Here is an 18332-nt window from a genome sequence, read left to right as displayed (position 1 = left end):
GCCATGTACCGTGCCAAGGAGAGCGGCGGCAACCGCGTCAGTCTTTTCGGGTCTTGAACCGGCATTCAATCTCAAGGTAGGAGCTCGCCATGCGGCTTGGTGCCGGGAAGCCAAGCATGAAAAAAGCTCTTTCACCATTTTTTCATTGGGTGAAAGAGCTTTGTTTTTGGCGGAGAGGGTGGGATTCGAACCCACGGTACCTTGCGGTACGCCTGATTTCGAGTCAGGTACATTCGGCCACTCTGCCACCTCTCCTAGAACTCAAGCGTTGGATTGTAGCAGTGGCCCCGCCTGCCACTCACTTGGTTTTGGCATCCAGCAGCGCTTGCAGGGCGGTAGCAATGTCCTGGGTTTGCACGTGCAGGCCCCATTGCAACTGGTCTTTTATTTCATTTAAGGCGCTCGCACCTTGGGTCTGCAGCGTGGCAATGGTTTGGCCTGCCACTTTGGGTGAAGCAAAGCCCGTACTTTGCAGCAGCAAACGGCCGTCCGTATCCAGCAGTTTGAAGTAAAACTGACCGTCGTTTTCGCGGTATTGTTTGAAGACCGGCAAGGCGGATTTGACGGACTTGGCGGCTTTGCTGCTTTGCGTGCGCAGGTCACGCAAGCCCACGGCCTGGCGCAAACGACCCATAAAGGGTGTGGCAATGTGACGGGCCTTGGCAGCGCCCGCGCGCAGGATGGACTCGATTCGGGCCGGGTCGTCCAGCAGCGCCTGATAGACCTCGCGCAGCGGTGCAATTTCGTCGTCGATGCGCTCAAAAACAATTTGTTTGGCGTCGCTCCACGCGATGCCATCGGCATAAGCCTGGCGCAGCGTGCTGCTTTCCTCTGGCGTGGCAAAGGCCTGGTAAATCTGGAACAGGGCAGAGCCTTCGGTGTCTTTGGGCTCACCTGGTGCGCGCGAATCGGTGACGATGCTCGCAATGAGCTTTTTGAGTTGTGCGCGCGGCGCAAACAGGGGGATGGTGTTGTCGTAGCTCTTGCTCATCTTGCGCCCGTCCAGACCGGGCAGGGTGGCGACGTTGTCTTCAATTTCGGCCTCGGGCGGCACAAAGTGATCGCCATAGCGGTGGTTGAAGCTGTGCGCCATGTCGCGCGCCATCTCGATGTGCTGCACCTGGTCGCGCCCGACCGGTACCTTGTGCGCGTTGAACATCAAAATGTCGGCACCCATCAGCACCGGGTACATGAACAGCCCGGCGCTGACATCGGACTCGGGGTCAATACCTGCGGCGGTGTTTTTGTCGACCGCCGCCTTGTAGGCGTGCGCCCGGTTCAGCACGCCCTTGCCAATGACACAGGTCAGCAGCCAGGTGAGCTCCGGAATTTCCGGGACATCGGACTGGCGATAGAAGACGACGCGCTCGGGGTCCAGTCCGGCGGCCAGCCAACTGGCGGCTATCTCCAGCGTGGAGCGCTGGATGCGCGCAGGTTCATCAATCTTGATCAGGGCGTGGTAGTCGGCCAGAAAATAAAAACTCTCGACATCGGCCCTCAGGCTGGCCCGCACCGAAGGCCGGATGGAGCCGACATAGTTGCCGAGATGGGGTGTGCCGGAGGTGGTGATGCCGGTCAGAAAACGCGTGGAACTCATAGAGAATGGAAACTTTAATGGGCCAAAGAAAGAGGCTGCAGGCTAGCCAAAAATCATGGCAAGAGGGCTGAGCAAGATGTCGAGTACAAAGTAGCTCAGCGTCATCAAGGGTTGCAGCCACAACGTGCTGACAATGCCTGAAATCACCAGCGCCATCACGATGAAAAAGCCCCAGGGCTCTACCCGCGAGACCAGTTCGGCTTGGCGGTAGGGCAGCAAGCCGACCAGAATACGCCCGCCGTCCAGCGGCGGCAGCGGGAACAGGTTGAAGGCAAACATCACCAGGTTGACCAGAATGCCGCCTTGTGCCATCTTGATAAAAAAGGGCTCGGTCACACCCGTGCCTTTGAGCACATAGAACAGCGCGCCCCACAGAAAGGCCTGAATGAAATTGACGCCCGGCCCGGCCAGCGCGACCCAGATCATGTGGCGCTTGGGGTCGCGCAGCTTGTCAAAGCGGACCGGCACCGGCTTGGCATAGCCAAACAGGAAGGCACCCGAGGTGGCAAAGTACAGCAGCAGCGGCATCAAAATAGTGCCCACGGGGTCGATGTGTTTGAGCGGGTTGAGTGTGACGCGCCCCAGCATGTAGGCCGTGTTGTCGCCAAAATGGCGGGCCACGTAGCCGTGCGCAGCCTCGTGCACCGTAATGGCGAACAGCACCGGCAGCGCGTACAGGGCAACGGTTTGAATCAGGTTGGCAATATCCATGGGTTCAACGCCTTAGTGGGGCAACAATTTTTTACAGGCCAAGGGCGGCCAGCGAGCCTCTGCCCTGGCGAATAACGACGGGCTCGGACTCGGTCAGATCGACGACCGTGGTTGGTTCCCGCGGACAGGCACCCGCGTCAATCACGGCCGCAATCTGTTTTTTGTAACGCTCACGAATCTCCAGCGCGTCATTGATCGGTTCGGTCTCACCCGGCGGGATCAAGGTCGTCGCCAGCAGAGGACCGTTGTGCAGGTCCAGCAGCGCCTGCAAGACCTTGTGCTCGGGCACGCGCAGGCCAATGGTCTTGCGTGACGGGTGGCTCAGGCGACGCGGAACTTCCTTGCTGGCTTGCAAAATGAAGGTGTAAGGCCCGGGTGTGGCTGATTTGATGCGCCGAAACTGCTGGTTATCCACTTGCGCGTAGTTGGCCAGTTCCGAGAGGTCGCGGCACAGCAGCGTGAGGTGGTGTTTATCGTCCACGCCACGGATGCGGCGCAGCTTGTCGGCCGCCGCCTTGTCGTCCAGATGGCAAACCAGGGCGTAGCTGGAGTCGGTGGGGACCGCCAGGATGTCGCCTTGGTCGAGCAAGGTGATGGCCTGCTTGAGCAAGCGGGGCTGCGGGTTATCGGGGTGGACTTCGAACAGTTGAGGCATGGGTGTATTGTCGGCGAAGTTGGGTCGGTCAGCGCCTCATAGCCGGGGTCAACGCTGTTCAGGCCGCAGGGGCAGCGGCCCTGCGCAGCTTGGTCACCTCGTGCGCTGACAACAACGCATTACCCACGCCGCTGGCTGCAATCACGGCAATGCCGAGCCAGGCCAGCGCGTCAGGCACATGCTTGAACGCCAGCCAGCCCGCTACCGTGGCGAAAGCAATTTGCGCGTACAGATAAGGCGTAAGCACAGGCGCCGAAGCGCGGGCGTAGGCCCGAATCAACATCAAGTGGCCAAAAGTGCCCAAGAATCCAACCAACAAAAACCACGGCCAATAGGTCAGCAGGGCCGTTGTGCTCCAATTAAAAATCACAACCGGGCTCATCACCAGCGCACCCACCAGACCGGTGTAAAAGTGCGTGGTGTAGGGGTTTTCCTCGCCGCTCAATCGGCTGGTGAGCACCTGAAACCAACCGTAGGTGGTCACCAGCAGCACCGGAAACAGCAAAGCCCAGCTGAAAACCTGGCCACCCGGTCGCACCACCAGCAGCACCCCGACCAGACCGGCCGCCATCAGCAACCAGCGCTGGTGCGAGACGTGCTCTTTCAGCACCCAGGCGGCCATGGCCGTGGCGACCAGCGGCGACAGCATCACCATGGCGGTGAATTCGCCCACCGGCAAGTAGCGCAGACCAAAAAAAGAGCAGGCACTGGTGATCAGCAACAACACCCCGCGCAGCGTTTGAAAGCGCGGATTCGGGGTCCTGAACAAGCGCCGCTTTTGCACCGGAAAGCGCAGTGCAAAGGTCAGCAGCGCCTGGAACGCATAGCGAAACCAGAGCAGCATCAACACCGGCACCAGCGTGACGGCGTACTTGGTGACGGTGTCCAGGATGGCGAAGGCCAGGGTCGCCAGCACAATCAAAGCAATGCCAGCGCCTTGCTGGGTGCGCCAGAATGCCATCGGCGAGCTAATGAGTTGCGGGGGCCGCGGCCCCCAAGCTCGACGGAGCAGCGACCTGAATCCGGTCGACCAGCAATTCCCACACCGGTATCAGTCCAGCCGGTAAGGGCGGCAGCGTGCCGATTTCGGTGTGGCTCTCGTCGGGGCTGTGAAAGTCGCTGCCGCGCGAGGCTGCCAGGCCAAACTCGCGCGCGGTGTCAGCGTAGCTGATGTATTCGGCCGGCGTGTGGCTGCCGGTGACCACTTCGACAGCGCGTCCGCCGTGACCCTTGAATTCGGTAAACAGGGCAAATTCCTCATTGGCAGAAAACTTGTAGCGCGCCGGGTGCGCAATCACCGCCAGGCCACCCGCCTGCGTGATCCAGGCCACGGCGTCTTTCAGCTTGGCCCAGCGGTGTTCGACAAAGCCGGGCTTGCCTTCGGTCAGGTATTTGCGAAACACTTCGTGCATGTCGCGGCAGACGCCGGCTTCCACCAGAAAACGGGCAAAGTGCGTGCGTGAGATCAGGTCATGGTTGCCCGCGTACTTGAGCGCACCCTCAAAAGCGCCTTGAATGCCGGCTTTGGCCAAGCTATCCGCCATTTCCCGGGCGCGCTGTTCACGTCCGCCCCGGGTTTGCCGCAGGCCGCTGACAAGGGCCGCGTTGTCGGCGTCAAAACCCAAGCCCACGATGTGGACGGTCTGGTGCAGAAAACTCACTGAAATCTCAACCCCGGTGAGGTAGTCCATGCCCAGTGCCCTGGCCGCCGCGGCGGCGCGCGCCTGACCGCCAATTTCATCGTGGTCCGTGAGCGCCCACAACGCAACCCCGTTGGTTTTGGCGCGTGCGGCCAGTTCCTCAGGCGTTAGTGTGCCGTCGGAGACGGTGGAGTGGGAATGGAGGTCGGCGTTGAAAGGAGATGTCACAAGGAGCATTTTCGCATAGGTAGGCATTTACAGCTCTGCGGCCTCTAGCAAAAACCGCACGCGGGCAGCGGCTCGGTGGGGCCAAGCCCGATGGAACTGGTCAACCAATGGGTGCGGCGGCGGTTACCATGCGACACATGGAAACTATGGGGCCGCGTGGCTTATCTCGAATTCAGGAAATACGGGGCCAGCTTTCGCGAGACTTGGAACACAAGCTCGATTAGACCGCTTTAAGCGTAAATATTCATGCCATCCAAGCGATACGAGGCCCTCACCGTTCAGGAACTACGCAAGCTCGCGCAAGGCGACATTTTTCGCCCGGCTGATATCGTTGCACAACTCTACCTTGGACGGCGCTATGCCAAGGGGACGGGCGTTGACAAGGACGAGAAAGAAGCTGCCCATTGGTTCCGCCTGGCGGCTGACCAAGGCAACGCAGAGGCTCAGCGCAATCTTGCGTTTGCCATTTTTCACGGCAGAGGGGTTCCCAGGGACGACGCCGAAGGCATCCGCAGATTGCGTCTTGCCGCCGACGGGGCGGACGCGCCCGCGCAGCGCCAGTTGGGTTACCACTTTGCGATTGGTCATGGTGTCCCTGCGGACGAGAAGGAGGCGGTGCGCTGGTTCCGCTTGGCCGCCGATCAAAACGACGTCTTCGCGCAGTACAACCTGGCCTTTGCGCTGGCCAGCGGCCGAGGCGTGCCCACAGACCAGTCGCAGGCCGTCCACTGGTACCAATTGGCCGCAGAGCAGGGCATGCCCGAAGCCCAGTGTGCATTGGGACTGGCCTATGAGCACGGGCTCGGCGTTCCGGTGGACTATGAAAAAAGTGTCCACTGGAACCGGCTTGCGGCAGAACAAGCGCATGCCGAATCCTGCAGCAACCTGGGCTGGCTCTACGAGAACGGCTTGGGCGTGGCCCAGGATCTGGAGCAGGCGCGGCGCTGGTACGAAGTCGCCGCGCGGCAGGAATTTGAAACGGCGAAACAGCGTTTGTTGAAACTGCGGGAACGAAGCGCGAACCTGCACACCGTCTTCAAACACTCCCTGCGCAACGATCAGTCCATCACCGAGTACCTCGAAACGGCATTCGCGGGCTTCGTCGGGCTTGACGTGGTCCGGGAGGAGGTCTTTCGTCAGGCCAGCTACATCCAGGTACAGAAGCTGCGCGCACAGCAGGGCTTGCGCGTGCCAACCGCGCCTTCGCGACATCTGGTATTTATTGGCAATCCGGGCACCGGCAAGACAACCATTGCCAGGATCATCGCCGGCCTCTACCAGCGGCTGGGCATCCTGAAAACTGACAAGGTCGTCGAGACTGACCGTGCCGGACTGGTGGCCCCCTATATTGGCCAGACGGCGCTCAAGACGCGGGCCATCGTGGAGTCCGCGCTGGGCGGCGTTTTGTTTATTGACGAGGCCTACGCCCTGGCCAGATCCGGCACACAGGACTTCGGCAGGGAAGCCATCGAAACCCTGCTCAAGATGATGGAGGACCATCGCGATGAACTGGTGGTGATCGTTGCCGGCTATGTTGCCGACATGGACGACTTCATCAATTCCAATCCGGGACTGGCCTCGCGCTTCAACCGCTACATCCGGTTTCCAGACTACACCCCGGCCGAGTTGCTGGAGATATTCCTGAAGTTTTGCGGTTCGCACTCCTATGAGCTGAGCGATTCGATTCATGCAGGTCTGCAGACGATTTTCAGCCGTGAAATTCATGTGCAGCGACAGCGCTTCAGCAATGCACGCTATGTGCGCAACCTGTTCGAGAGGGTGATCGAAGCGCAGGCGCAGCGTTTGTTTGCACTGGAAAACGCGTCGAAGTCCGACTTGCAGAAGATCCTGCCCGCCGACGTGGAAAAGGGGCTGGGGGAAGCTCTCCCGGCGGACCAGGGGCAGGGGCTGTCGGCCAATTACGAGGCTGCCCTGAAACGGCTGAACGACCTGGCCGGGTTGGGCCGGGTCAAAAAGCAGGTGCAACGTCTGTCCGACTTTGTGCGCGTACAACACGCGCGCGCCGAAGCGGGCAGCAAGGTGGCCGCCGGGTTTTCACAGCATCTGGTGTTTACCGGTAATCCGGGAACGGGCAAAACGGTGGTCTCGCGCATCATTGCGGATATTTACTTCAGCCTCGGCATCACCTTGTCCAACCGCATTGTCGAAGTGGATCGCGCCGGGCTGGTTGCGGGGTATGTCGGCCAGTCAGCGATCAAAACCCGGGAGGTGCTGGAGTCTGCCCTGGGTGGCATCCTGTTCATCGACGAAGCCTATGCGCTGGCGCAAGGCGACAACAACAACGATTTCGGCCGGGAAGTCATCGACACCCTGCTCAAGACCATGGAGGACTACCGGGATCAACTGGTGGTCATTGTGGCCGGTTACCCGGAGCCCATGCGCAACTTCATCAACAGCAACCCGGGCCTGCGTTCGCGTTTTAACCATTACATTGAGTTTGACGACTACGGGCCTGACGATCTTCTTGCCATATTCGAGTCCTTCTGCCGCGAATCGGAATACGTGCTGGACGCTGGCGCCCGCGCCTTTCTGCAAGAGAACCTGACGACACTGTTCAATGGCGGCCAGACAACCGACAACGGCCGCTTTGCGCGCAACGTCTTTCAGCGCTGCGTGGAGGTGCAGGCCAACCGGATTCTGCACAGCGGGGAACATGCGAGCCAGGACCTGAACACGCTGACAACATCCGATGTAGCGCAAGCACTCCAGGAAGTCCTGACGGATATCCCTCAAAGCTCCGCCTGAGCCGCCTCCACCAAAAACCGCACCCGGCGAATGCCGTTCCAGGCATCGGCATCCAGCCGGAACGCGAGTTTGACGCGCGCGGGCAGCGGCTCGGTGTGGCCAAACCAGATGCCGTCCACCGGCTGACCCTGGTGCTTGAGCTTGAGTGCCAGGTGTTTTTCACCCACCAGACGCTGCGACAGCACTTCGACTTCTTCGCTGAAGGTGGGCGGCGCAAAACCCTGGCCCCAGACTTCCTTGTGCAGCGCGTCCACCAGCTCGACCCGGCGGTACTCGGGTTTCAAGGGGCCGTCGGTATCGAGGCGGCGCATCAAAGTGGCGGCATCGAGCCATTCCCGCGCGACCTGGCTCAAGCCCTGCTCGAAGGCATCGAAGTTCTCCACGGCAATGGTGCAACCGGCCGCCATGGCGTGGCCGCCAAAACGCAGCAGCACGCCGGGGTGGCGTTTGGCCACCAGGTCGAGTGCGTCGCGCAGGTGAAAGCCGGGGATGGACCGGCCCGAGCCTTTGAGTTCATGCTCGCGCCCCGGCGCTCTGCTTTGCGCAAAGACAAAGGTCGGCCGGTGCAGTTTGTCCTTGATGCGCGAGGCCACGATGCCGACCACACCCTCGTGGAAGTCGGGGTCGAACACGCAGATGGCGGGCGGCGCCTCCTCGTTGTCGTCAAACAAGGATTCGGCAACGGCCAAAGCCTGTTCGCGCATGCTGCCTTCAATCTCGCGCCGCTCGCGGTTGATGCCGTCGAGTGCTTTCGCCAGCTCCAGGCCACGCGCCGCATCGTCAGTCAGCAGGCATTCAATGCCCAGGGTCATGTCGGACAGGCGCCCGGCGGCGTTGATGCGCGGCCCCAAGGCAAAGCCAAAGTCAAACGTGGTGGCGACCTGGGCGTCGCGCCCAGCTGCTACAAAAAGACTAGCAAGACCGGTAGGCAGCATCAGGGCGCGCACCCGTTTTAACCCTTGGGCCACGAGGCGGCGGTTGTTCGCGTCGAGCTTGACCACGTCGGCCACCGTGCCCAGCGCCACCAGCGGCAGCAAGGCATCGAGCTTCGGTTGCGTGGCAGCAGGGAACACGCCACGCTGGCGCAGCTCGGCGCGCAGAGCCAGCAACACGTAAAACATCACACCCACACCGGCGATCGACTTGCTGGCAAACGTGCAGCCGGGCTGGTTCGGATTCACGATCACGTCCGCTTCGGGCAGCATGATCTGGCCGTCCCGGCTGGCAGGCAAGTGGTGATCCGTTACCAGCACCTGCAGGCCCAAGGCACGCGCGGTGGCGACACCCTCAAAACTGGCGATGCCGTTGTCCACCGTGATCAGCACGTCAGCGCCGCTGGCCTTGACGCGCTCGGAGATCGGTGAGGTCAGGCCGTAGCCATCGACCACGCGGTCGGGGACGATGTAGCTGACGTGTTTCGCCCCCAGCAGGCGCAAGCCGCGAATGCCCACCGCGCAGGCGGTGGCGCCGTCGCAGTCGTAGTCGGCCACGATGCAGAGTGTCTTGTCCGCCGCAATCGCGTCGGCCAGCAGGGTCGCTGCCGCGCTCAAGCCCAGCATCTCAGTGGGCGCAATCAGGCGCGCCAGGCCGTCGTCGAGCTCCTGCACGCTTTGCACGCCGCGTGCTGCATAAAGCTGAGCCAGCAGCGGGTGGATGCCGGCTTGTTCAAGCGCCCAGGCAGAACGGGGCGGAATCTCACGCACTAATATTTTCATAGCTGCTCAAGCAATAGGGACGGGGGCTGGGAGCCGAAAAGGCTTAAAAAATTTGTCAGGATCGAGGGGGGCCTGGCCATGAAGGTCTGGGCACTGCGCTCGCCACAGAGGGTCAGCTCAAAGCTGCCGCCTTGACTGAGTGTGGCCAACAGCGCCGCGCACTCGGTTGCATCCAGGGCTTGCCAGGCTTGCGCCCAGGCGGGCCAGTTGTCACCTAACGCAGCTTCGCGCAAGCTGGTCACAAGCACGGGCTTCGGTGCAGTGGCAGCCTGGTGTGGCAATGGTGGTAAAGCGCCGGTGCCGCTGATCCAGAATGAGTTGACGATGGGCACGCCGCGCGCCGCGCGGTCGTCGTTGACCGGGTGGTGGTAGAGCAGCATCTGCATTTCGCTTTGCAGGCGTTGCAAGGGGATTGCGCTGCTTGCGGCGGGGAGCCAGTGCGCCACGTCGCGCCCGGCCACACGGTCCAGCGAGGCAGTGGCCAGGTCATTGAACACAGCGCCGCGGGCCAGCCAACGCTCAGGCTTTTCATAGTGCAAGCTGATGCCGTCTTCCGAGAAATAGGGCTGCATCGCGGCCAGCAGGGCTTGGGACTCCTGTGCCGCAAAGTCGGGCAGCGGCACGCCGCCCATGGCGACATGCTTGGACCCGGTTCGCCAATGGCAAGGGGTGATGAAAGCCCAGGCACTGCCGACCTCGGGTGCGGCCAGGGTGGTTTGTGCCTGCAGCGCGGCCCAGGGAATCAAGCCATCCGCGACCGGCAGATTCAGGGCGCGCGCCAAAGCGCGTTCGTGCGGTGGCGAGAGGCTGGACTCGTCGCCGCTGTCCATCGGCTGCGGTGCCAGGCGGCGCAGCAGTTTTTCAAGGTTCGGCAGTTTGAGTGGGGTCAGGGCCTGGCGGCAGCCTTCAGAGCTGCAAAACGCGAAGGGAATCAGGAGGTGCATGGCTTGATTGTCCGGGAAATGGCGTGGCGGGGTGTCAATGCCACAATGGCCCCTGTTTTCAACTTTGGCGGTCCATGCAACTCCCTTATGAACTCATTCTTGGCTGGCGCTACACGCGCGCTGGCCGCGCGACCCGGCGCAACGGCTTTATCTCTTTCATCTCGGGTGTGTCGATGCTGGGCATTGCGCTCGGCGTGGCGGCACTGATCATTGTGCTGAGTGTCATGAACGGCTTTCAGAAAGAGGTGCGCGACCGCATGTTGGGCGTGGTCTCACATATTGAGATTTTTGCCCCCAACGGTGCGGCCCTGCCCGACGTGGCGCTCACACTCAGCCAGGTGCGGGCCCACCCCCAGGTGGTGGGTGCTGCACCTTTCATAGCTACCCAGGCATTGCTGGCGAGGGGCGAGGACATGAAAGGCACGATGGTGCGGGGCATTGACCCAGCCCGCGAGCCCGAGGTGACGGACCTCGCCATTGAACTGAAAAACACCGGCCTGAGCCGCCTGATCCCCGGCGAGTTTGGTGTCGTGCTGGGCGGCGAGCTGGCGCGCAGCATGGGCGTGCGTCAGGGCGACAAGGTGACTTTGGTGGCGCCCAGTGGCCAGGTGACCCCCGCCGGTGTCGTGCCGCGCCTCAAGCAGATGACAGTGGTGGGCACCTTTGACTCCGGGCATTTTGAATACGATTCCGCGCTGGTGCTGTTGCACATTGAAGATGCGGCGCGCATCTTCCGGTTAGAGGGCCCCAGTGGCGTGCGGGTCAAGCTGCGCGATTTGCACCAGGCGCGCGAGGTGGCGGCTGACCTGGCCAAGACCCTGACGGGCGAGCTGTTGATCCGCGACTGGACGCGCCAGAACCGCACCTGGTTTGCCGCCGTGCAGATGGAGAAACGCATGATGTTCATCATCCTCACGCTGATCGTGGCGGTGGCCGCTTTTAACCTGGTGTCGACGCTGGTGATGACGGTCACCGACAAGCGCGCCGACATTGCCATCCTGCGCACGCTGGGCGCCAGCCCCCGAAGCATCATGGGAATTTTTGTGGTGCAGGGCGCGATGGTGGGCGTGATCGGCACCTTCGCCGGCCTGGCCCTGGGCCTGGGCGTGGCGTTCAATATCGATGTGATCGTGCCCGCGTTGGAGCGGCTGTTTCAAGCCAGTTTTTTGCCCAAAGACATTTACTTGATCAGCCGCATGCCGAGTGATCCGCAGCAGGCCGACATCGTGCCGATTGCCGTCATTTCCCTGGTGCTGGCTTTTCTGGCCACCCTCTACCCGAGCTGGCGCGCCAGCCGGGTGAACCCGGCGGAGGCACTGCGCTATGAATGATATTTTCACCGTTCAGCCCGAACCCACCTCCGTTCGGGCTGAGCCTGTCGAAGCCTTGGCGAGCCCTTCGACCCCTTCGGCCGCGCTCAGGACAGGCGGCTCAGGGCGAACGGGGATCGTTCTTAGCGCCCGCGCTTTGACCAAACGCTTCACCGAAGGTCGCCTGGATGTCACCGTGCTGCAGGGCGTGGATCTGGACGTGCGGGCTGGCGAAACGCTGGCTATCGTGGGGGCCTCAGGTTCCGGCAAAAGCACGCTGCTGCACTTGATGGGCGGGCTCGATGCCCCCACCAGTGGTTCGGTGTTCTTGCACGGGCAGGATCTGGCGCACCAGAGCGCTGCCGCGCAGGGTCGATTGCGCAACCAGTACCTCGGTTTTGTTTATCAGTTTCACCACCTGCTGCCCGAATTCAGCGCCTTGGACAACGTCGCCATGCCTTTATGGATTCGGCGTCTAGCCCCCGCAGAATCTACGCATATTGCTACTGAAATGCTAGCAAAAGTCGGCTTGCAGGAACGCTTGTTGCATCGGCCTTCAGAGCTCTCGGGCGGCGAGCGCCAGCGTGTGGCCATTGCGCGCGCCCTGGTGACCCGCCCGGCCTGCGTGCTGGCCGACGAGCCCACCGGCAACCTGGACCGCAGCACCGCCAACGGGGTGTTTGAGTTGATGCTGGAATTGGCCCGTGTGCAAGGCACCGCCTTTGTGATGGTGACCCATGATGAATCATTGGCTGAGCGGTGTTCGCGCCGGATCAGGCTGGTTCAGGGGCGACTGCTGGAAGCGTTCTAGGCCCTGCGGCTTGCGTCAGAAAAGCGAAAGCTTTCCTAGGGTTTTCATGGGGCGCCGGACGTTGCGCCCTCGCGTATGCTGAAAACTCAAACTTGGAGCGTCAGCACAATGAGCAAGCAATGGCACAAAAAATGGATAGGCCTCATGGTCTTGTCTGGCGCTCTGGGCAGCGCGCTGGCCCAGCCGGCCAATCCCCTGCGCATCGGCTTGATTGGCCCGCTAACCGGGCCTTCGGCGGATTTTGGTGTGCCCATGATGAATGGCGCCAAGCTCGCGTTGGATGAAATCAATGCCGCCGGTGGTTACCTGGGGCGGCCGCTGGAACTGGTGATCAAGGATGACACCGGCACGCCGGATGTTGGCTTGCAGCGGTCCAGAGAGCTCATCAAGGATCAGTTGATCGCCACCATCGGCTTTTGCAATACGGGCGTGGCCATGAAGTCGCTGGCGGTGTTCCAGAGCGCCAAGATCCCCTTGATCGTGCCCTGCGCCACCGGGACTCCCATCACCACCACGTATCCGGCACCCGACAGCTATGTTTTCAGAACGTCGGCGCGCGACGCCATTCAGGCACCGTTCGTGGTCGACGATATCGTCGCGCGTGGCTGGACCCGGGTGGCGGTGTTTGCTGACAACACCGGCTATGGCGAGGCGGGCTTGCAGGACGTGCTGAAGGCGCTGGCGGCCAAGAATCTCAAGCCGGTGCATGTGGCCCGGTTTGAGCTCGGTGTGAAAGACTTGCAACCCGAACTCAAGGCGGCGCAGGCGGCCGGTGCCGATGTGATTTTCAGCTACACGGTAGGACAAGAGAATGCCGTGATTGCCCGCGGGCGCCAAGCCCTGGGCTGGAAGGTGCCCCAGGTCGGGGCCTGGCCCTTGTCGTTTCCATTTTTCATCGACGGCGCAGGGGACGCCGCCGAAGGGGCGCTGATGGCGCAGACCTTTATTGCCGAGCCGAGTAACGAGCGGCGCAGTGCGTTTCTCAGCGCTTACGCCCGTAAATACAAGACGAAAAAAATCACGGTGCCGATGGCGGCGGTGCAAGCCTATGACTCGGTCTATCTGCTCACCTACGCCATTTTGGCGATCCGCAATGGCGACCTCTCGGGCCCCTCGGTCAAAGCCGCGCTGGAGACCATGCCGCGCATCTACTACGGTGTTGCCGCCACCCACGAGCATCCGTTCAGCAAGGATGACAAGGACGCCATCAGCATCAATATGCTGGTGATGGGCATGGTGAAAAACGGCGCGGTGACCTTTGCCTACCCGCAGGACCGGACCCGCAACCTGTTTGTGAAGCGCAAGCGTTGATCGGGTCGTCCATCAGGCTGGCAGGCCCGACGGGTCTTTGGGAGTGCGCACGGCTTGTTGGCGTAACCCATCCAGCGTGAAAACGGGTGTGATGGCTTGCGGGTCGATCAGGCAATGCACAAGCGCCGGCTTGCCGCTGGCCAAGGCACGCTGCAGGGCCGAGGCGAAAGATGCGGTGTCGCTGACGCGTTCGCCATGTGCGCCAAACGCCTGAGCGTAGGCGGCGAAGTCGGGGTTGACCAATTCAGTTGCCATGACGCGTGCAGGATAGTTTCGCTCCTGGTGCATGCGAATCGTCCCGTACATGCCGTTGTCGAGCAGGATGACAAGAATGGGCAGCTTGTACTGCACGGCGGTAGCCAGTTCCTGCCCATGCATCAAAAAGTCGCCATCCCCGGCAAATACGACCACGCTGCGCTCGGGCCACAGGCGTTTGGCGCCCACGCCGGCGGGTAGGCCGTAACCCATGGAGCCGCTGGTGGGGGCCAGTTGGGTGCCGTAATGGCGAAAGGGCCAGAAACGATGCACCCACATCGCAAAGTTGCCCGCGCCGTTGCACATGATGGTGTCTGCGGGCAAGACCTGGCGCAGGTGGCTCATGACCTCGCCCATCTGCAGGCCACCGGGGATGCGGATTGGATTCGGATCGCTCCATTGCAAAAAATCGGCACGGGCTTCTTTTGTCCGCTCGCACCAGACCGCATGTCCTGTCGATTCCAGTTGTGATGCGGCCAGTGCAAAAGCCGCAGGAGACGCATGAATGGGCAGGTCAGCTCGGTAAACACGCCCCAGTTCATCCGGGTCTGGATAGACATGCACCAGGGTTTGCCGGGGCACAGGAATGTCCAGCACGGTATAGCCTTGGGATGGCACTTCAGAGAATCGGCCACCGACCAGCAGCACCAGGTCGGCCTCTTGCACACGTTTGAGCAGCTTGGGGTTGGGACCCAAGCCCATGTCCCCTGCATAGCAGGCATGATCAGCAGAAAAGAGCATTTGCCGTCTGAACGAGCAAACCACCGGCAATTGAAAGTGCTCTGCAAATGAGGTGATGTGTTCCACCGCGGTCGCCGACCAGCGGCTACCCCCCAGAATCATGATGGGGCGCTGGGCGGCCTGAAGCCGCGTCCGCAACTCGGCCATGGGCTGCGTACCGGGCGCGGTCTCAATCACCTGATAGGGCAATACGCGGGGCCGCCCAGCGGCCTCGGCATCGGCATCGGTCACTTCCATCAGCTCGGTCAGCATGTCCTCGGGCAAGGCAATGACCACCGGACCGGGGCGCCCCGATGTGGCGACATGAAATGCTCTTGACACCAATTCGGGCAAGCGGCGCACGTCGTCGATTTCCGTCACCCATTTGGCCAGCTTGCCAAACACAGCGCGGTAATCAAGTTCCTGAAACGCCTCGCGCTCGCGCGCACCCCGTTCGACCTGGCCGACAAAAAGGATCATGGGCGTGGAGTCTTGCCGGGCAATGTGAACACCGGCCGACGCATTGGTGGCCCCGGGCGCGCGGGTCACAAAGCAAATCCCGGGGCGACCGGTGAGTTTGCCGTGCGCCTCGGCCATCATGGCCGCACCCCCTTCCTGGCGGCAGACAGTGACTTCAATCGACGGTGCATCGTAAAGCGCATCCAGAACAGCCAGAAAGCTTTCGCCGGGCACACAAAACACGTGCTGAGCACCGTGTAGCTTGAGCTGATCGACCAAGATTTGGCCGCCTGTTTGAAATGTTGCCATGGCGTTATTTCCTTTAACGAAGTGTTTCGAGTGCTGCGCCGACGAGCCAGTGGTGCCTTGGTCGCTTTCGCCGCTGGCGTGCGACACGTGATGAATGAACATCACACCACATTGATTTCCAGCAAGGGTCTGTTTTCAAGTATTCGCTGCCAGCCAAAAGCCGAGAGATTGAGCGTTCGGTAGTCACCGTAGGTCACCAGTTCCGACAAGGCCCGACCCACGGCGGGGGCTTGCTGCATGCCGTGACCACTGAATCCGTTGGCAAACAACAGATTGTCCACTTCAGGGTGTGCGCCCAAGATGAGGTTGTGATCAAGCGTGTTCATGTCGTAGTGCCCTGCCCACGCGGTTTTCACGCGCACGGCTTCAAAGCCTGGGACACGCGCCGCCAACAGGGGCCAGAGCACTTCGTCAAATAGCGCGTGCTGCACCTCAAAGTCAAAACATTCGGGGTCTTGTTCTTGCGCTGGTGAAATGCCACATAGGTAGCCTTTGCCCTCCGGCCGGAAATACGCGCCGCTGGGGTCAATGACCATGGGGCAATGGGTGGTCTGTGCTGACGAGGTGAAGTGGAACACACAGCGCTTGCGCGACTCTACGGGCAAGGCAATGCCCGCACTCTGCGCCAGCGTGCGCGCACCAGTGCCAGCGGCGTTGATGAGCACCGAGCAGTTCACCGTGGAGCCGTCGGACAGCTTGACTGATTGAATCCGGCGACCTTGGCGCTTGACACTGAGCACCTGCGCCTGGCGGTACTGCACGCCCAAAGATATCGCCTTGCGTCGAAAACCTTGCATCAGACTGTAGGCGTCGAGCCAGCCTTCACCGGACAAGCCCAGCGAACCCGCGCTCAAATCATCCGTATTCATCCACGGGTAGCGTTCCTGCAAATGCGCGGGGCTCAGCAAGGTGACGTCGACGTTCAGATTGCGTTGTACGCGGTGGTTGGACTCCAGGATGGCGCGCCCTGCATCGCTTGCCAGAAACAGATAGCCTTCTTCGTGAAACCCGACATCCGGGGCCTCGCCAGCCACCGACAAATGATCGCCAATGTGCTGGATGAACTGCGTACCAAACTGCGACATCTCAATATTGCCCGGTGTCGAAAACTGGTGTCGTATCGACGCTGCTGAGAGTGTGGTGGCGCATTTTTCATACGAGAAGTCTTTTTCCAGCACCAGAACCGACCCTTTGAAGTCGGCTTGGGAAGCCAAAAAATACGCCGCTGAGCTGCCAACTGCAGCACCCCCCACGATGACGACGTCAACTTGTTTCATACAAAACAACAAAAGTATAAAAATATGGACAGATTCTACTATCAGTCAATATAATTTCCATTAGGAAATATTTTTCTTTCAAATCGAGCAAAAAAACCATGTCCACGGTAAATGCACTTCTTCCGTCTCTCATGCAGCGCTTGGGCGTTGCGTCCTCGGCTTATACCGGGGGAACCCTGCTTGTCTGCTCGCCGATCGACGGCAGTGAACTGGGTCGCGTGCCCACACACAGCCAGCAGGAGGTGGCCGAGATCGTCCGCGTCGCGCATCAATCGTTTTTGACCTGGCGCAGCACGCCTGCACCCCGACGAGGGGAGCTCATTCGCCTGCTTGGCGAAGAGTTGCGCCTGTCCAAAAACGACTTGGGTCAGCTGATATCGCTGGAAGCCGGAAAAGTTCTCTCTGAGGGCCTGGGCGAAGTGCAGGAAATGATTGATGTCTGTGACTTCGCCGTCGGGCTGTCTCGCCAGCTTTATGGTTTGACGATCGCTTCCGAGCGACCCGGACACCGCATGATGGAAACATGGCACCCACTGGGCGTTGTGGGGGTGATCAGCGCGTTCAACTTTCCCGTGGCCGTCTGGTCCTGGAACGCCGCGCTGGCCCTGGTGTGTGGTGATTCGGTCGTGTGGAAGCCGTCCGAAAAAACACCGCTGGCTGCATTGGCCTGCCAGGCCCTGTTTGAGCGCGCCGCCAAACGATTTGGAGATGCTCCCGAAGGTCTGTCGCAACTGGTCATTGGCGCACGGGACGTGGGTGAGGCGCTGGTGAATCACGCCAGAGTGGCGCTGATCTCAGCGACGGGCAGCACCCGCATGGGACGTGAAGTGGGCCCGAATGTGGCGCGGCGTTTTGGCCGCAGTCTGCTGGAGTTGGGTGGCAACAACGCTGTGATCATCACCCCAAGCGCAGACCTTGACTTGGCTGTACGCGCCATCTTGTTTGCCGCCGTGGGCACGGCCGGGCAGCGCTGCACCACCACGCGACGGCTGATCGCGCACCAGAGTATTCGAGCGTCCTTGATTGGGCGTCTAAAAACAGCCTATCAGGCCTTGCCTATTGGCAGCCCCCTCACCCCGGGAACTTTGGTCGGGCCGCTGATCGACAAGGCATCTTTTGACGCCATGCAACAGGCCCTGGTCAAAGCCAGAGAGGAGGGTGGAGACGTGTTTGGCGGCGAGCGTGTACTGCATGAGCAGTTCCCCAAGGCCTACTACGTCAAACCCGCTATTGTCGAGATGCCGGCGCAGACCGAAACCGTGCGTCATGAGACTTTTGCCCCCATTTTGTATGTGCTGGCTTATGAACATTTTGAAGATGCCGTGGCAATGCAAAACGATGTGCCGCAAGGCTTGTCGTCCGCCATCTTCAGCAATGACTTGCGTGAGGCCGAAACATTCCTTGGCAGCGCCGGTTCCGACTGCGGTATTGCCAACGTCAACATTGGCACTTCCGGGGCGGAAATAGGCGGCGCCTTTGGCGGTGAAAAAGAAACCGGCGGTGGCCGGGAGTCGGGCTCCGATGCCTGGCGTGCCTACATGCGCCGGGCAACCAACACGATCAATTATTCAAAAGAACTCCCGCTCGCGCAGGGTGTTCGCTTTGACGTGTAGGTCTGCGGCGG

The 18332-nt window shown here is 61.1% G+C and carries 15 protein-coding genes and 1 tRNA gene; 5 read left to right on the top strand and 11 right to left on the bottom strand.

Annotated features, from left to right (window positions below):
* From WA157_RS08235 to WA157_RS08205, 7 genes are all read right to left on the bottom strand, one after another.
* On the bottom strand, positions 1 to 195 hold a 195-nt coding region (locus tag WA157_RS08235; RefSeq protein WP_422620485.1), incomplete at its 3' end, for a hypothetical protein.
* Positions 168 to 255: transfer RNA gene (locus WA157_RS08230), tRNA-Ser, on the bottom strand. The genes WA157_RS08230 and WA157_RS08235, both read right to left, overlap by 28 nt.
* Positions 256 to 298: 43 nt before the next feature.
* Complete coding sequence (locus WA157_RS08225) at positions 299 to 1597, bottom strand: tryptophan--tRNA ligase (protein ID WP_422620484.1); 1299 nt, start codon at positions 1595 to 1597, stop codon at positions 299 to 301.
* A gap of 42 nt (positions 1598 to 1639) precedes the next feature.
* Positions 1640 to 2308, bottom strand: a complete 669-nt coding sequence (locus tag WA157_RS08220; RefSeq protein ID WP_011465511.1) for a site-2 protease family protein — start codon at positions 2306 to 2308, stop codon at positions 1640 to 1642.
* 31 nt (positions 2309 to 2339) lie between these two features.
* Complete coding sequence (locus WA157_RS08215; protein WP_422620483.1) at positions 2340 to 2963, bottom strand: L-threonylcarbamoyladenylate synthase; 624 nt, start codon at positions 2961 to 2963, stop codon at positions 2340 to 2342.
* 58 nt (positions 2964 to 3021) lie between these two features.
* On the bottom strand, positions 3022 to 3924 hold the full coding sequence (locus WA157_RS08210) for a DMT family transporter (protein ID WP_422620482.1): 903 nt from the start codon (positions 3922 to 3924) through the stop codon (positions 3022 to 3024).
* Between the two features lie 7 nt (positions 3925 to 3931).
* Positions 3932 to 4840 carry a 3',5'-nucleoside bisphosphate phosphatase gene (locus tag WA157_RS08205; RefSeq protein WP_422620481.1) on the bottom strand — a complete coding sequence of 303 codons (909 nt, stop codon included), beginning with the start codon at positions 4838 to 4840 and terminating at the stop codon, positions 3932 to 3934.
* Between the two features lie 237 nt (positions 4841 to 5077).
* Between WA157_RS08205 and WA157_RS08200 the strand changes: the two genes are divergently transcribed.
* Positions 5078 to 7597, top strand: a complete 2520-nt coding sequence (locus tag WA157_RS08200) for an AAA family ATPase (protein WP_422620480.1) — start codon at positions 5078 to 5080, stop codon at positions 7595 to 7597.
* Here the strand turns inward: WA157_RS08200 and recJ are convergent.
* Both recJ and WA157_RS08190 read right to left on the bottom strand, forming a co-directional pair.
* Positions 7582 to 9312: a single-stranded-DNA-specific exonuclease RecJ gene (gene recJ, locus WA157_RS08195; RefSeq protein WP_422620479.1), complete on the bottom strand. Its 1731-nt coding sequence runs from the start codon at positions 9310 to 9312 to the stop codon at positions 7582 to 7584. The genes WA157_RS08200 and recJ overlap by 16 nt on opposite strands.
* Complete coding sequence (locus WA157_RS08190) at positions 9309 to 10256, bottom strand: phosphoglycerate mutase (protein WP_422620478.1); 948 nt, start codon at positions 10254 to 10256, stop codon at positions 9309 to 9311. Before WA157_RS08190 ends, recJ begins: the two co-directional genes overlap by 4 nt.
* Positions 10257 to 10330: 74 nt before the next feature.
* Here WA157_RS08190 and WA157_RS08185 point away from each other — a divergent pair, with 74 nt between their 5' ends.
* The 3 genes from WA157_RS08185 (at position 10331) to WA157_RS08175 (ending at position 13688) form a co-directional block, all read left to right on the top strand.
* A complete protein-coding gene (locus WA157_RS08185; protein ID WP_422620477.1) occupies positions 10331 to 11587 on the top strand; it encodes a lipoprotein-releasing ABC transporter permease subunit in 1257 nt (418 codons plus the stop codon).
* A 115-nt stretch (positions 11588 to 11702) separates the two neighbouring features.
* Positions 11703 to 12377 (top strand): lipoprotein-releasing ABC transporter ATP-binding protein LolD, encoded by a 675-nt coding sequence (gene lolD, locus WA157_RS08180; RefSeq protein ID WP_422620487.1) that lies wholly within the window; start codon positions 11703 to 11705, stop codon positions 12375 to 12377.
* A 144-nt stretch (positions 12378 to 12521) separates the two neighbouring features.
* Complete coding sequence (locus WA157_RS08175) at positions 12522 to 13688, top strand: ABC transporter substrate-binding protein (protein ID WP_422620476.1); 1167 nt, start codon at positions 12522 to 12524, stop codon at positions 13686 to 13688.
* Positions 13689 to 13700: 12 nt separating this feature from the next.
* Here the strand turns inward: WA157_RS08175 and WA157_RS08170 are convergent, their stop codons facing one another.
* Together WA157_RS08170 and WA157_RS08165 are read right to left on the bottom strand one after the other, a co-directional pair.
* Positions 13701 to 15431, bottom strand: a complete 1731-nt coding sequence (locus tag WA157_RS08170; RefSeq protein WP_422620475.1) for a thiamine pyrophosphate-binding protein — start codon at positions 15429 to 15431, stop codon at positions 13701 to 13703.
* Between the two features lie 101 nt (positions 15432 to 15532).
* Complete coding sequence (locus WA157_RS08165; RefSeq protein WP_422620474.1) at positions 15533 to 16708, bottom strand: NAD(P)/FAD-dependent oxidoreductase; 1176 nt, start codon at positions 16706 to 16708, stop codon at positions 15533 to 15535.
* A 98-nt stretch (positions 16709 to 16806) separates the two neighbouring features.
* On the opposite strand from WA157_RS08165, the gene WA157_RS08160 reads away from it, so the two are divergent.
* Positions 16807 to 18321: an aldehyde dehydrogenase family protein gene (locus WA157_RS08160; protein WP_422620473.1), complete on the top strand. Its 1515-nt coding sequence runs from the start codon at positions 16807 to 16809 to the stop codon at positions 18319 to 18321.
* Positions 18322 to 18332: the final 11 nt, after the last annotated feature.

It is taken from the genome of Rhodoferax ferrireducens (assembly GCF_049302455.1).
Lineage (GTDB): Bacteria > Pseudomonadota > Gammaproteobacteria > Burkholderiales > Burkholderiaceae_C > Rhodoferax > Rhodoferax ferrireducens_B.
The sequence above is the reverse complement of the archived record's forward strand: the minus strand, read 5'-3'. Positions and strand labels throughout refer to the sequence as shown.

Excerpts from the sequence above, each read along its gene's own strand:
- WA157_RS08225 (WP_422620484.1), bottom strand. The coding sequence starts at position 1,597 with ATGAGTTCCACGCGTTTTCTGACCGGCATCACCACCTCCGGCACACCC.
- WA157_RS08185 (WP_422620477.1), top strand. The coding sequence starts at position 10,331 with ATGCAACTCCCTTATGAACTCATTCTTGGCTGGCGCTACACGCGCGCT.
- WA157_RS08160 (WP_422620473.1), top strand. The coding sequence starts at position 16,807 with ATGTCCACGGTAAATGCACTTCTTCCGTCTCTCATGCAGCGCTTGGGC.
- WA157_RS08210 (WP_422620482.1), bottom strand. The coding sequence starts at position 3,924 with ATGGCATTCTGGCGCACCCAGCAAGGCGCTGGCATTGCTTTGATTGTG.
- WA157_RS08215 (WP_422620483.1), bottom strand. The coding sequence starts at position 2,963 with ATGCCTCAACTGTTCGAAGTCCACCCCGATAACCCGCAGCCCCGCTTG.
- recJ (WP_422620479.1), bottom strand. The coding sequence starts at position 9,312 with ATGAAAATATTAGTGCGTGAGATTCCGCCCCGTTCTGCCTGGGCGCTT.
- WA157_RS08220 (WP_011465511.1), bottom strand. The coding sequence starts at position 2,308 with ATGGATATTGCCAACCTGATTCAAACCGTTGCCCTGTACGCGCTGCCG.
- WA157_RS08170 (WP_422620475.1), bottom strand. The coding sequence starts at position 15,431 with ATGGCAACATTTCAAACAGGCGGCCAAATCTTGGTCGATCAGCTCAAG.
- WA157_RS08175 (WP_422620476.1), top strand. The coding sequence starts at position 12,522 with ATGGTCTTGTCTGGCGCTCTGGGCAGCGCGCTGGCCCAGCCGGCCAAT.
- WA157_RS08205 (WP_422620481.1), bottom strand. The coding sequence starts at position 4,840 with ATGCTCCTTGTGACATCTCCTTTCAACGCCGACCTCCATTCCCACTCC.
- WA157_RS08165 (WP_422620474.1), bottom strand. The coding sequence starts at position 16,708 with ATGAAACAAGTTGACGTCGTCATCGTGGGGGGTGCTGCAGTTGGCAGC.
- WA157_RS08190 (WP_422620478.1), bottom strand. The coding sequence starts at position 10,256 with ATGCACCTCCTGATTCCCTTCGCGTTTTGCAGCTCTGAAGGCTGCCGC.
- WA157_RS08200 (WP_422620480.1), top strand. The coding sequence starts at position 5,078 with ATGCCATCCAAGCGATACGAGGCCCTCACCGTTCAGGAACTACGCAAG.